15 protein-coding genes are annotated in these 13,025 nt (G+C 59.7%); 8 read left to right on the forward strand and 7 right to left on the reverse strand.

Annotation, left to right across the window (positions count from 1 at the left end; all coding sequences use genetic code 11):
• The first annotated feature begins 12 nt into the window (after nt 1-12).
• Nucleotides 13-945, forward strand: coding sequence for a LysR substrate-binding domain-containing protein (locus ACJ8HN_RS02130; protein ID WP_033635142.1), 933 nt, complete (start codon nt 13-15; stop codon nt 943-945).
• A 9-nt stretch (nt 946-954) separates the two neighbouring features.
• On the opposite strand, the gene pcaDC is transcribed toward ACJ8HN_RS02130, so the two are convergent.
• From pcaDC to ACJ8HN_RS02155, 5 genes are read right to left on the reverse strand one after another with little or no spacing between them, the layout of a single operon-like run.
• Nucleotides 955-2,109: a bifunctional 3-oxoadipate enol-lactonase/4-carboxymuconolactone decarboxylase PcaDC gene (gene pcaDC, locus ACJ8HN_RS02135; RefSeq protein WP_060437760.1), complete on the reverse strand. Its 1,155-nt coding sequence runs from the start codon at nt 2,107-2,109 to the stop codon at nt 955-957.
• The gene (locus ACJ8HN_RS02140; RefSeq protein ID WP_033647891.1) at nt 2,106-3,449 is read right to left on the reverse strand and encodes a 3-carboxy-cis,cis-muconate cycloisomerase; all 1,344 of its coding nucleotides are present in this window, start codon (nt 3,447-3,449) and stop codon (nt 2,106-2,108) included. The genes pcaDC and ACJ8HN_RS02140 overlap by 4 nt, the downstream gene beginning before the upstream one ends.
• A gap of 3 nt (nt 3,450-3,452) precedes the next feature.
• Complete coding sequence (pcaF, locus tag ACJ8HN_RS02145) at nt 3,453-4,655, reverse strand: 3-oxoadipyl-CoA thiolase (protein ID WP_101427104.1); 1,203 nt, start codon at nt 4,653-4,655, stop codon at nt 3,453-3,455.
• A 10-nt stretch (nt 4,656-4,665) separates the two neighbouring features.
• Nucleotides 4,666-5,319, reverse strand: a complete 654-nt coding sequence (locus ACJ8HN_RS02150; protein ID WP_033647889.1) for a 3-oxoacid CoA-transferase subunit B — start codon at nt 5,317-5,319, stop codon at nt 4,666-4,668.
• 10 nt (nt 5,320-5,329) lie between these two features.
• Nucleotides 5,330-6,019 carry a 3-oxoacid CoA-transferase subunit A gene (locus ACJ8HN_RS02155; RefSeq protein ID WP_033647888.1) on the reverse strand — a complete coding sequence of 230 codons (690 nt, stop codon included), beginning with the start codon at nt 6,017-6,019 and terminating at the stop codon, nt 5,330-5,332.
• Nucleotides 6,020-6,209: 190 nt separating this feature from the next.
• Between ACJ8HN_RS02155 and ACJ8HN_RS02160 the strand changes: the two genes are divergently transcribed.
• Nucleotides 6,210-7,016 carry an IclR family transcriptional regulator domain-containing protein gene (locus ACJ8HN_RS02160; RefSeq protein WP_033635136.1) on the forward strand — a complete coding sequence of 269 codons (807 nt, stop codon included), beginning with the start codon at nt 6,210-6,212 and terminating at the stop codon, nt 7,014-7,016.
• A 135-nt stretch (nt 7,017-7,151) separates the two neighbouring features.
• A complete protein-coding gene (locus ACJ8HN_RS02165) occupies nt 7,152-7,784 on the forward strand; it encodes a helix-turn-helix domain-containing protein (RefSeq protein WP_033647887.1) in 633 nt (210 codons plus the stop codon).
• 56 nt (nt 7,785-7,840) lie between these two features.
• Here ACJ8HN_RS02165 and ACJ8HN_RS02170 read toward each other — a convergent pair whose 3' ends face one another.
• A complete protein-coding gene (locus ACJ8HN_RS02170; protein ID WP_033635133.1) occupies nt 7,841-8,275 on the reverse strand; it encodes a DoxX family protein in 435 nt (144 codons plus the stop codon).
• Between the two features lie 217 nt (nt 8,276-8,492).
• Here ACJ8HN_RS02170 and ACJ8HN_RS02175 point away from each other — a divergent pair, with 217 nt between their 5' ends.
• The 3 genes from ACJ8HN_RS02175 to ACJ8HN_RS02185 all read left to right on the forward strand — a co-directional run bounded on the left by ACJ8HN_RS02175 (nt 8,493) and on the right by ACJ8HN_RS02185 (nt 10,713).
• Complete coding sequence (locus tag ACJ8HN_RS02175; RefSeq protein ID WP_015378375.1) at nt 8,493-8,693, forward strand: hypothetical protein; 201 nt, start codon at nt 8,493-8,495, stop codon at nt 8,691-8,693.
• Nucleotides 8,694-8,769: 76 nt separating this feature from the next.
• Nucleotides 8,770-9,165 carry a type II secretion system pilot lipoprotein GspS gene (gene gspS, locus ACJ8HN_RS02180; protein WP_442522989.1) on the forward strand — a complete coding sequence of 132 codons (396 nt, stop codon included), beginning with the start codon at nt 8,770-8,772 and terminating at the stop codon, nt 9,163-9,165.
• A gap of 114 nt (nt 9,166-9,279) precedes the next feature.
• Nucleotides 9,280-10,713 (forward strand): EmmdR/YeeO family multidrug/toxin efflux MATE transporter, encoded by a 1,434-nt coding sequence (locus tag ACJ8HN_RS02185; protein WP_033653553.1) that lies wholly within the window; start codon nt 9,280-9,282, stop codon nt 10,711-10,713.
• Between the two features lie 62 nt (nt 10,714-10,775).
• On the opposite strand, the gene ACJ8HN_RS02190 is transcribed toward ACJ8HN_RS02185, so the two are convergent.
• On the reverse strand, nt 10,776-11,048 hold the full coding sequence (locus ACJ8HN_RS02190; protein WP_442522990.1) for a hypothetical protein: 273 nt from the start codon (nt 11,046-11,048) through the stop codon (nt 10,776-10,778).
• A gap of 775 nt (nt 11,049-11,823) precedes the next feature.
• Here ACJ8HN_RS02190 and ACJ8HN_RS02195 point away from each other — a divergent pair.
• Nucleotides 11,824-12,348 carry a fimbrial protein gene (locus ACJ8HN_RS02195; RefSeq protein WP_033653555.1) on the forward strand — a complete coding sequence of 175 codons (525 nt, stop codon included), beginning with the start codon at nt 11,824-11,826 and terminating at the stop codon, nt 12,346-12,348.
• A 91-nt stretch (nt 12,349-12,439) separates the two neighbouring features.
• Complete coding sequence (locus ACJ8HN_RS02200) at nt 12,440-12,985, forward strand: fimbrial protein (RefSeq protein ID WP_033647884.1); 546 nt, start codon at nt 12,440-12,442, stop codon at nt 12,983-12,985.
• The last annotated feature ends 40 nt before the right edge of the window (nt 12,986-13,025 follow it).

The following is a 13,025-nucleotide window of genomic DNA, read 5'->3' on the forward strand; positions in this document are numbered from 1 at the left end:
ATACTATAAATCATGAACATGACTTCTCGCTTTAGCCAACGCATCCGCCTGCGTCATCTGCACGCCTTTGTCGCTACCGCGCAGCAGGGGACGCTGGTGCGCGCCGCACAGCAATTGGGCATCACGCAGCCCGCCCTCTCCAAAACGCTCAATGAACTGGAAAGCCTGGCCGGCGAGCGCCTGTTTTCGCGCAGCCGGCAGGGGGCAGAGCTGACCGCCGCCGGGGCGCGTTTCCTGCAGGATGCGGGGCGCGTTTTGGATGCGCTGAATGTGTTGGGGCGTACGGTCGCATCGGACAGCGAGGCGCTGCCGGCGCCGCTGCATATCGGGGCGCTGCCCACCACGCTGGTGAGTTTGGTCGCGCCGGTCGTGGTGGGGTTGCAGCAGCAATCGCCAGGTTGGCGCATGCAGGTTTCGACGCTGGCCAACGATGCGCTGATGATGGCGGTGAGATCCGGGCAATTAACCTTAGGGATAGGGCGTATGTCAGACCCCTCTCGCATGGAGGGGCTCAATTTCGAGCTGCTGTATCATGAAACGCTGCGGCTGGTGGTTTCCCCCCATCATCCGCTGCTGCATGCGGATGTCACGCTGGCGGAGGCCCTGAGTTGGCCATTGGTGCTCTCACCGCGTGGGACCGTACCGCGCCAGAATGCGGAGGCGCTCATTGTCAGCCACGGGCTGGCCGTGCCGGAAGGCTGCGTCGAGACCTTGTCGGTCACGCTGGCGCGCTGCCTGACGTTGCAGTATGGCTATGTTTGGCTGGTGCCTTACGGCGCGGTGCGCGACGATCTGTTCGGCAATCACCTGCGTGCGCTGCCGTTGCCTACTCAGGGAATGGCAGAGCCGTTGGGCATCATTACCCGGCAAGAGGCGTTCACGCCCCCTGAGCAGCAGCGCCTGGTCGCAGCGCTGCGTCAGAGAGTACTGGATGTGCCGGTATAAACGGCTGTTCTATTCGACCGGCGGCTGCCCGGCATCGTGTTCGGCAAAGACGGATTGCGCCAAATGAAAGGCGGCGTTCGAGGCGGGCAGGCCGCAGTAAAGCGCCGCATGCATCAGGACTTCTTTGAGCTCTTCGCGCGTGACGCCGTTGTTGAAGGCGGCTCGTATATGCATTTTCAGTTCAGCTTCGCGATTCAAGGCGATCAACATCGCGATGGTGATCAGGCTGCGGGTATGGCGCGACAGACCCGGACGCGTCCACATTTCCCCCCAGGCGTAGCGAGTGATGAAATGTTGAAATTCCTCGTTGAACGGCGACAGCGCCGCGAGGGTATTATCGACATGTTCATCGCCCAATACGGCTCTGCGCACCGTCATGCCTTGCTGATAGCGTTGCCGCTGCGTGAGCTGTTCATCCAAAAAGGTCCGGAAAGTGCGATTGAATGCCCGCCAGGCCTCGACACTGGAAAGGTGAGAGGCGGGCAAGATGACGCATTGAGCGCCGGGAATGCCCGCCACTAACGCTTTGGCATCATCGACGGTGGTTACCGCGTCGTCATGTCCGGCGATAATCAGCGTCGGCACGAGGATCCCTTCCAGCTCGGCGCGTAAATCGGCGTTTGCCAATGCTTCGCAGCAAGCGGCATAGCTGTTGGGATCGCAGGCCGTCAGCTGATTCAATAATGCTTGCACCCTGGCGGGGGCGGATTGGCAAAATGCCGGCGTGAACCAGCGTGATGCTGCGCCATCGCTGACGGCGGACATCCCCGACTGACGCACTTGCGCGGCGCGTTGTCGCCAATTCGCCGCCGTTCCAATTTTTGCTGCGCTATTGGCGATGGTCAACGTCAGCAAGCGCTCGGGATGAAAACGCGCCAGCCATAATCCCGTTAACCCCCCCATGGAGATACCGCAAAAATGGACGCGCTCAATCGCCAGAGCGTCCAGCAATGACAGCACCTGTCTGCCCAGCAGCGCCAGCGATCCGGGTTGTTCACCGGGCGGCGATGCGCCGTGGCCGGCAACGTCGTAGCGCAGAATGCGATAGTGGGAGATGAGCGCGTCGCGCTGCGGTTGCCACATTGCCAATGACGTCCCCAGCGAGTTGCTGAACAGAATGACCGGGGCGTTTTCGGGCCCTTCCAGGACATAATTCAACATCATTGCTCCTTTTCGGCCGATGCCAGAACTTGTTGAATGAAACGCTGTGCGCTGCCTGTGGCATTGGCCGGATCGAGCAACGTCTCCAGAGCTTCCCGGCTGAGTCGGGAAGAGACTTCCGCATCGGCGCACAGCAGGGTTAACAGGGATTGCTGCGTTGCCTGAGCCTGGCGGCAACATTGCGCGATATGCTGGTGCGCCTGCTGGCGGCCGAGAAGAGGGGCTAAGGCCAGGGAAACCGATTCAGCCATGATCTGCCCCTGCGTCAGCGCCAGATTGCGCCGCATCGCCGCTTCATGCACCTCCAGGCCGTTAACGAGGTCAAGGCTTTGCGCCATTGCCGCTCCGCTCAGCACCAGGAGCTGCGGCAGGCTTTGCCACTCGGCCTGCCAGCCTCCCAGCGCGCGTTCGTGCTCCTGCACCTGGCCGGCATACAATCCCGCCATCAGCGCAGGCAAGCGGTTAGCCGCGCTGAGGATGGCGGCGCAGAGTACCGGATTACGCTTATGCGGCATGGTGGAGGAGCCGCCGCGACCCGGAGCCGAAGGTTCGCTGATTTCAGCGACCTCGGTTTGCATCAACAGCGACATGTCACGCGCCAGCTTGCCGAGCGTGCCCGTGAGTCCGGCATACCAGCCGGCCAGTTCCAGCAACCGGTCGCGTTGGGTATGCCACGGCGTGGCGCTGCGCGGCAGCGCCAGCGCTTCCGCCAGCGCCTGCTCGACGCGTTCTCCCTGCTCGCCGAATGAGGCGAGCGTGCCGGCGGCACCGCCGAATTGCAGCGCCAGCACGCGTGGCCGGATCTCAGCCAGACGAACCCGAAAGCGCAGCAGGGCGTCCAGCGTGCCGGCCAATTTCAGCCCCAGCGTCGTGGGTAACGCGTGTTGCAGCCAGGTGCGGCCGACCATTAACGTTGCGCTATGGCGCCGACATTGCGCCGTCAGCGCCGCAATCAGCTGATTGAGCAGCGTGTCGGTTTGGTTGAGCGCGCTGCGCAGTTGCAGCACCAGCCCGCTGTCAATCGCATCCTGACTGGTTGCCCCCCAGTGAACGAAGCGCGCCGCGTCCGGCGAGCGTTGAGCCACCAGCGCCGTCAACTGTTTGACGAGCGGAATCGCTAAGTTGCCCGCCAATCCGGCGGACTGCGCCAGCGCGGCGGCGTCGAGTTTTTCCGCCCGGCAGTGGCTGCGTATGATTCGAGCCGACTCGTCATCGATAATCCCTGCAGATGCCAGGGCTTGCGCCAGGCCGGCTTCGAAATCGAGCATGCCCTGTAGCAGGGCCGTATCGCTGAAGCAGGGCGTTAATGGCGACGTCATAAACATTGCGCTATAGAGTGACATTGGTTATATCCGTTCCAGAATCAAGGCGACGCCCTGCCCAACACCTACGCACATGGTGCACAGGGCAAAGCGCCCGCCGGTGCGACGCAGCTGATAAGCGGCGGTCATGGCCAGCCTGCCGCCGGATGCGCCCAGAGGATGGCCCAGCGCGATGGCGCCGCCGTTAGGGTTGACCTGTTCCGCATCATCCGGTAACCCCAGGGCGCGCATCACGGCCAGCGCCTGGGCGGCAAAGGCCTCATTCAACTCGATGACGTCCATTTGCGCCAGGCTCAAACCGGTTTGCGCCAGTACCTTGCGGACCGCGGGAACCGGCCCGTAACCCATGATGCGCGGCTCTACGCCGCAGGCGGACATGGCGACCACCCGCGCCAGCGGGGCGAGTCCATACTGCACCGCCGCGCGTTCGCTGGCAATGAGCAGGGCGCTGGCCCCGTCGTTGATGCCCGAGGCGTTGCCGGCGGTGACGCTCCCCTCGGCGTGTACGACGCCCTTCAGTGCGGACAGCGCGGCCAAAGAGGTGCTGCGGGGATGTTCGTCGCGAACCAAGTTGAGCGGTTCGCCTTTGCGTTGCGGAATGCTGACGGCGATCAGTTCCTCATCAAACAGGCCCAGTTCCTGAGCGCGGGCGGTGCGTTGTTGGCTGCGCAATGCAAAGGCGTCTTGATCGGCGCGGCTGACGGCGAATTCGCGAGCCACATTTTCGGCGGTTTCAGGCATGGTTTCGACACCGAACTGAGCGCGCATTTGCGGATTGATAAAGCGCCATCCCATCGTCGTATCTTCCATTTTCAGCGATCGGCTGAAGGCGCTGTCCGCTTTGCCGGTGACAAAGGGTGCGCGCGACATGCTTTCCACGCCGCCCGCGATGATGACCTCCGCTTCGCCGCATTTAATGGCGCGCGCCGCCATCCCTACCGCGTCCAATCCCGAACCGCACAGGCGATTGAGGGTGGTGCCTGGCACGGAGTGCGGCAATCCGGCCAGCAGCAGCGCCATTCGCGCCACGTTGCGGTTGTCTTCACCGGCCTGGTTGGCGCACCCCAGAATAACGTCATCAATGGCCTGGGGATCCAACTGCGGCAGTCTGGCAAGCAGCGCCTTCAGGGGCAGAGCGGCCAAATCGTCGGCGCGCAGCGCGGATAATGCGCCGCCGTAACGGCCAAAGGGCGTACGAACGGCATCGCAGATTAAAGCCTGTTGCATGGCGATTTCCTCAAGCGGGGATCAGGTCAGATTGCAGTAAACGTATCGGGGTTAACGCTTGCAGCGCGTCAAAGGTGAGCCCCGGACACAGCTCCAGCACCTGCGGGCCGTCCGGGGTGATATCAATGATTGCCATATCCGAATAGATGCGGCTGACGCAGGCCAACCCGGTCAACGGGTAGCTGCACTGTTCCACCAGCTTGCATTCGCCGGTCTTGGTCAGGTAGTCCATCATCACATAGACTTTGCGCGCGCCGATGGCCAGATCCATGGCGCCGCCCACCGCCGGGATCGCGTCTTCGGCGCCGGTGCTCCAGTTGGCCAGATCGCCGGCAGCCGAGACCTGATACGCCCCCATCACGCAGATATCGAGATGGCCGCCGCGCATCATGGTAAAAGAGTCGGCGTGATGGAAATAACTGCCGCCGGGCAGCAAGGTCACCAGCTCTTTGCCGGCGTTGATGAGTTCCGGATCTTCTTCGCCCGGCGCGGGTGACGGCCCCATGCCGAGCAGGCCGTTTTCGCTGTGCAGAATCACTTCTTTGTCGGCGGGCAGGTAGTTAGCGATGCGGGTCGGCAGCCCTATTCCGAGGTTGACGTAGGCGCCTTCCGGAATATCGCGCGCCACCCGTTGGGCTAATTGGTCGCGGGTTAATTTTTGCATGTTCTACTCCTCAGGCAGAGAGGGAAAAGGTCGCGGGGCGCGCCACCGCCACCAGGCGCTGGACGAAGATGCCCGGCGTTATCACGTTTTCCGGATCCAGTGCGCCCAACGGCACCAATTCAGCCACCTGCGCTATCGTCGTGGCGGCGGCCATCGCCATCACCGGGCCAAAATTACGCGCCGCTTTGCGGTAAACCAGATTGCCCCAGCGGTCACCCCGATGGGCCTTTATCAAGGCGAAATCCGCCTTCAAGGGCGTTTCAAACACGTAATGACGCCCGTCGATTTCACGCGTTTCTTTGCCTTGCGCCAGCGGCGTGCCAAAGGCGGTTGGGGTGAAAATGCCGCCCAACCCGCTGCCGGCGGCCTGCATGCGGGCCGCCAGGTTGCCCTGCGGCACCAGTTCCAGTTCGATCGCGCCGCGGCGATAAAGATCGTCGAAGACCCACGAATCGGCCTGGCGCGGGAAGGAGCAAATCATCTTTCGCACACAGCCGGTCTTGAGCAGCGCCGCGAGGCCGCTGTCGCCGTTGCCGGCGTTATTGCTGATTACCGTCAGCTCGCGGGCACCGCGTTCAATCAGCGCATCGATCAGTTCCAGCGGCTGTCCCGCGGGGCCAAAGCCGCCAATCATGATGCTCGCGCCGTCCGGAATGATGGACACGGCATCTTCCAGGGTGGCCACACTTTTATCGATCATCTGTTGTTCCTTTTGTTCGATGCCCGCCGGGGGGAGTGTCTATCGTCAATGGGAAAAGTAGATCGTCCCTTTCAGGCAAACAATACCGATTATCGAAAAAGTGTGCGATTATCGGCTATTGTTTAACAAAGGTTCGCAGGCTGTGATCGTCGGCACACCGAAATTTCAGGCAGACAGCGGGGTAACGAGAATGGAAAAAGGACAGGAAATTACGCGCAGCAGCACCGATCCCTGGAAGGGGGATCCCGACTTTATGGCCTCTTTGGCGCGAGGATTGGAAGTTCTGCAGGCTTTTACGCCGCAGCGGCGGCTGATGTCGGTATCGCAGATTAGCCAGCGTACCGGCATTCCGCGCGCGGCGGTGCGCCGCTGCCTTTACACCCTGAGTAAGCTGGGCTTTGTGTACGCGGAAGACGGCAAGAATTATGAGCTGCGCCCGCGCGTCCTGTCGCTGGGCCATAACTGGCTGGCGGCTTCGCCGTTGGCCAACGCCGCGCAACCGGTGTTGAGGCAACTCAGCCAGACGCTCAATGAGTCCTGTTCCATGGCCATATTGGACGGTGATGACATTCTTTATATCGCCCGCGCATCGACTTCGCGGATCATGACCATCGATTTGCACGTCGGCAGTCGCTTACCTGCCAGCACGACGTCGATGGGGCGGGTTCTGCTGAGCGGGCTCGCCAATGAGCCGTTGAATGACTACTTGGCGCGGCTGACGCAACTGCGTTACACCAGCCATACCCTGGTGAGCGTTAGCGCATTGCGGGAAGAGCTGGCGCGCGTGCGTCAGCAGGGATATGCCATCAACGATCAGGAACTGGAGATTGGCCTGCGTTCACTGGCGGTGCCGCTCACCACGCCGGACGGCCGTATCGCCGCGGCGTTGAACGTCGGTGTGCATGCCAGCCAGGTTTCCGCAGAGCGTTTGTATCAGCACCACTTGCCTTTATTGCGCTCGGCCGCGGAAGAGATATCGCTGCTGTTGCACGACTAATCTTGAACTTTGGGCCCCTGCCGGAGTTAACGCCGGTTTTTTACCGCGCCAGGTGAGTCATGCGGTGTTGTACTGTTGCCTGCGGGTAAGGTAATTTGCTGTTGGCAAAGATGACTGACGCGGGGGCCAACGGACATGAACGAGAAAATCGACTATCACATCGAGAAATACCATTTCGCGCCGCTGGATGAGGCCCCGCGGCTTGCGCACCAGTGGCGTGAGGTGCTGAACGAGTGCCGCGAGACGCAGGCCGGGGCGGAAGAGCGTCTGCGCATTGCGCTGCTCAACGTGGACTATGTGACCAGTTTCGAATTGCCGTTTCGCTTATTGCTGGTGCGGGCGCCGCAGCTGATCGCCGGCCTGCGCGATGAGCTGTCGATAAGTCAAAAAAATGTGGTGTTCAACGGCAAGCGTTTCGGCTGTGTCTACAGCCTGAAAAGCGATTTGAGCGGCGTGCCGGAGGCCTTTCAGTACAGCCTGTCGACCCGTATTCATCGAACCTCGGCGTCGGGCGTGGACGCGCTGCCTTACCGGGAAATCGCCAAGGCGCTCAAAGCGCCGCGTGAGCGGCTCAAGCTGGCGCTGGAGCAGGGGCTGCCGGTAACGGCGCTGGATGGATTGTTCTGGTTCGGCATCCAGCGCATTGCCGCCGAGGTGCGCAGGCTAAGAAAAACCGGCATGGCGATCGTGACGGCGGAAACCGAGATCTTCGACACCCTGACCGGCACGACGCGCAAGGTCCCGGTGTACCGCCTGGCCGAGAGTTAATTGTCGTTTCAGCAAAAAGGAGGTTCGAATCAGGAACCTCCTTTTAATAGTGCCGCTTACCGATAGGCTTCATTGCGCGCGATCGCGTATTTCCCGCTGCCCAGCAGCAGGATGACGACCCCACCCATAAAGAACACCAGTTCGTTTTCAATTCCCCAGGCGCCGACGTCGGTGACGGTAAACACCTTGCCGGTGCCCACCATCAGAAACGCCACCACCAGCGTGAGGGCGTAAACCAGCGCGGCGGGGCGGGTGAACAGCCCCAAAACGATCAGTATCGGCGCCAGGATCTCCCCAACATACACGCCATAGGCGATGAAGGCAGGCAGCCCCTGTTGTTGTAACGCATCGGCGATCCAGCCGACGCCATGCTGAATTTTCGCCACGCCGTGAAACAGCATCAGCCCGCCGAAGGTCAGTCTGAGCGCCAACTTACCGGCGTCCGGGCGATCAAAAAGGCGCGTGAATGCCGCATTCAGTGACTTAACCATGACCCTTCCTCCTGAATAGGAATGATTTTCAATCAATATATCAGCAAGGTGAATGCGAAAGATGTTCTGGATCAGTAAAACGGCGGGCTTTACGCCGAATCAGCGGGCGAGGTTCGGCGGGCATTGCGCACGGCAACGCAGGCTGTCCCCGCGACCCAAATCGCGGTAAAATGCAGCAGTTCACCCTATCGCATTCCATCAGGCCGTCGAACCCGCTATGAAAACGCGCAAACCGCGCCGTCCGCCCGGGCGGTGGATCTATTACATCCTGCATGAAGACATGCTGTGGCCCTGCCCGGTCAAATGGGAGTGGGAGAGCGGCTATAACGCCTGGCTGCCGTTTTACTATTCCCCCACGCTGGAGTTCGTCGCCGGCAACCCCGCCCGCGCCACCAAGGTCAGCAGCGGCCGGCGCTAAGCGTGTAGCCCGCCTTGCCGCCCGGCATTCGCTCACCTAAGATCATTGCATCACCCACAGGTTTCCGGGAGCGCCCATGTCTACTCTGTTTCGCACTTCTCTTTGCGGCGCGGTGGCGTTGCTGCTTGCGGGTTGTCAGCAGACGGCGCATAAACCGGCGCCGCCGCTGCGGGCGCAGTTGGATCACATCGCTCTGATGCTGGCCGGCGGGCATTTCCTGCGCGTGGCGTGCGGGCGCAGCGAAGTGCCGGACGATGTGAAATTGCAGCGCACCGCGATGCGTACGGCGCAGCACCGCGGCTGGGACACGCATGCGGCAGGGTATCGGCAGCTGCCGGCGCTCACCCAGGCGCGCTATCTGGCTCTGCAACAGGATAATCAGCTGCTGACGGATAAATGCGCCACGCTCAGCCGCAGCACCGCGCGCTTTATCGCGGCGGCGCAGGCCGATCAGGAAGACTACATGGAGTAGCGTTGCGGCAAGCCTGTCGGGTGCTCGTCACGGGCGCCCAAAAATTCTTTGCAGGATAACGATTTATCGATCATCATTTGAAATGATGTTTCACTTTTATCCACCGAGCCCACCTTGAACCTGTATGCCGCCCTGCGTCAGCGCGTGGAAAATACGCCCTGGTACGCCAAACGGAAAAGCTACCGCGTGCTGTTCTGGCGCGAGATCACGCCGCTGGCGGTGCCGATCTTCCTGGAGAACGCCTGCGTGCTGCTGATGGGGGTGCTGAGCACCTTTCTGGTGAGCTGGCTCGGCAAAGAGGCGATGGCCGGGGTGGGGCTGGCGGACAGCTTCAACATGGTGATCATCGCCTTTTTTGCCGCGGTGGATCTCGGCACCACCGTGGTGGTGGCCTTCAGCCTCGGCAAGCGGGATCGCAGGCGCGCGCGGGCGGCGGCGCGTCAGTCGTTGGTCTTGATGACCGGCGTGGCGCTGCTGTTGGCGGCGGGCATTCATCTGGCGGGCGAACCGATCATCGATGTGATCGCCGGCGCGGCCTCGCCGGAAGTGAAAGCGCTGGCGCTCTCTTACCTGCAGACCACGGTGTGGAGCTACCCGGCGGCGGCGATTGCGCTGATCGGCAGCGGCGCCCTGCGCGGCGCGGGCAACACCAAGATCCCGCTGCTGATCAATGGCGGCATGAATATCCTCAATATCATCATCAGCAGCATCCTGATTTACGGCATGCTGGGTTGGCACGGGCTGGGCTTCGTCGGCGCCGGGCTGGGGCTGACGATTTCCCGCTATATCGGCGCCATCGCCATTCTCTATGTGCTGGCGATCGGTTTTAACCCGGCGCTGCACATCACGCTGAAAAGCTATTTCACGCCGCTGAAGATGAGCATCCTGTGGGAAGTGCTGGGGATCGGCATTCCCGCCAGCGTCGAATCGGTGTTGTTCAACGGCGGCAAGCTGTTGACGCAGATGTTCGTCGCCGGCATGGGCACCAACGTGATCGCCGGTAACTTCATCGCCTTCTCCATCGCTTCGTTGATCAACTTGCCGGGCAACGCGTTGGGATCGGCCTCGACCATCATCGTCGGCCGGCGGCTCGGCAAAGGCGAGATCGGCCAGGCGGAGCGGCAGCTGCGTCATATTTTCTGGCTGTCTACCCTTGGGCTAACCGCCATCGCCTGGGGCACGGCGCCGCTGGCCGGGGTATTCGCCGCGTTTTATACCTCGCAGGATGACGTGAAATCGGTGGTGAAAACCCTGATTTGGCTCAACGCCGCCTTTATGCCGATCTGGGCCGCTTCCTGGGTGTTGCCTGCCGGGCTGAAAGGCGCGCGCGATGCCCGCTTTGCCATGTGGGTGACGATGCTGGGCATGTGGGGCTGCCGCGTGGTGGCGGGCTACGCGCTGGGCATTGAACTGGGCATGGGCGTGGTGGGCGTCTGGTTGGGGATGTTCCTCGATTGGGCAGTGCGCGGCGCCTTGTTCTATTGGCGCATGGTCAGCGGGCGCTGGCTGTGGAAATATCCGCGGATGAGGCGAGAGAGGAAAGGTTAACCGTGTATTATCGGGAAACTGCCGGCGCCGATTGAACGGCCGCCGACAAGAAAATGGCGTCGTCAGGAGTGGTGAGTCGAAGGATACCAGCGCAGTGAGTTATTGATAGGGCCTTGGGTGACCAGCACTTTTCCCTTGCCCGCCAGGCTCAGCAGCAAATTGCGCGCCTGATAAATCGTCAAGTCGTTGGACTCGGCCAATTGGCGCGTGGTGGGCCATTCGCCGGGGGGCGGCGGCGGCGTTTCCCTGGCTGAAGGGCACAGGTTGTGTAGCGTCGTGAGTAAATGTTGCTGCAGGTTCTGCAATTCTTGTTGTTTTGAGATGCGTTTTGCCATGTAAGCCTCCCTTAAACTTCAGGTGAGTTTTGATATAGCGGTAAAAGATGGGTCAGAGAATAGTGCCGGTTGCCGACAAGACGCTCCTGAGCTATTCCCGGACGGCCGTCTGAACCTGATATTTTCGCCGCTATAACCCGGCGGCGCGCAAGGGGCAGGATGGAGAATGCCGTTGCCGGGGGCCCGGCAGGCTGTGTGTATTGGCTGTATTTCATTGTTTTGCTCCATGGTGTACTTCCGAGCCTGGTTTTCACCTGTTCGGATCGTTAAGTCTTCCTTCTCTTTCTCGGCGCATTATAACGCAAATAGCAAAATGGCGATCGTTAATGTCGTGGAAAATATGTTTTTCGATACAATTGACTGGTGTTATTGCTTTTACGATCTGTTGTCTCGCAAAAATATATTCGTCTCGTGGTTTTTGGGCTTATATTTTGTATTTATTGGTTTTGATTAAAATGGCTTTCCAAGGTGTGAGTGTTTTTGTAAGAATAACCAGGCCAAAATGAGCGGGTAAGAAGGAACTTATTTTAAATATCTCTGAAGGGTAAGTCTTTAGACGATCTTTATTTAAGCGTGTTTTTCTTTTGCCTGTTTAGCTATTCGTTTATAACCCTAATTGGGTGGTAATGAATTGACAGTCGCGATTTCACAATTGCGACGTCTTTCTTTTTGGCGAAGAGTAATACCGTTATTCATTCTGGAATGTATAAATGGCTGTTAAAGGAACGGGAGCAATCCTGCGCTTTTTACACAATATTAAAGGAATAAGTGAATTATGAAACTGAACAAAATCATGCTGGCAACTGTTCTGGCGTTTGGCGTGTCTTCTCTGGCGAATGCCGCCGATCAGGGTCATGGCAAAGTGACTTTTACCGGTTCTATTATTGATGCTCCTTGCTCCATTGCGCCTGAATCGGCCGATCAAACTGTGGAAATGGGGCAGATTTCCAATGTCGCGCTGAAAAATGGCGGCAAATCAGCGCCGCGTCAGTTCGATATTAAACTGGAACAGTGCGACACCTCCACGCTGAAAACCGTCACCACCACTTTTGACGGCAAGGCTTCTGCCGCGAATCCTGATCTGCTGGGCATCATCGGTACCGCCAGCGGCGCCAGCATCGCCATTACCGACATGGCGAGCAATCCGATCAAACTGGGCACCGCAACGGCTCCTCAGACGTTGAACGACGGCAACAACACGCTGCGCTTCGCGGCTTACCTGCAGGGTGACGGCGCTTCCGCCACCGTGGTTCCAGGTGATTTCACCGCCGTAGCCGATTTCAAACTGGCTTACCAATAAGTCTCATCGCCATTGGCGTGACGTCTTTTATGCATGCGGGATATCCCGCATGCATTTTCCCAGGATGAAGGGTATTTGTCAGGGGTATTCAATGAACCGGTTTATTTACCATTTAGTGTCTCCTTGCATATTGATGACCATGCTAGTTATTCCGGCCACTCAGGCTGCTCCCAAGGTTCAGGGATGGGGGCGAGTGAATATGCAAGGAGCCATTATCGATACCGCTTGCGCCATTGCCGCCGGCAGTCGCGATCAGACTATCGATATGGATGTGTTGCCGCTGGGAAATATTGCGCGCGATGGACAGGGCAATACGCGCCCATTCACCATCGAATTAATCAACTGCACGTTTGAACGGCCAAAGCCCAATTTGCCGAACTGGAAGCAATTCCAGGTTGTTTTTGACGGCGATGCCGATGGCGAGTTATTCGGCGTGCGCGGAGACGCGAAGGGTGTGGCGCTGCAAATATCCGATGGCCAAGGGAATATCGCGGCACCCGGCGTGCCTTTGCCGCGTGGCGATATTTCACCAGGAAGCATGTCGCTCAACTATTCCATCAAGCTGGTTGCCAATAAGCAACCGCTGCATGCCGGAAGCTATTTTTCTGCGGTGCGCTTCAAGCTGGATTATTACTGAAGTTTTTATTACGGCTTACGGTGGGCCGCAACGACGGAAA

This window comes from Serratia sp. CY29653, from assembly GCF_052169255.1.
In the GTDB taxonomy this organism is placed as follows: domain Bacteria; phylum Pseudomonadota; class Gammaproteobacteria; order Enterobacterales; family Enterobacteriaceae; genus Serratia; species Serratia sarumanii.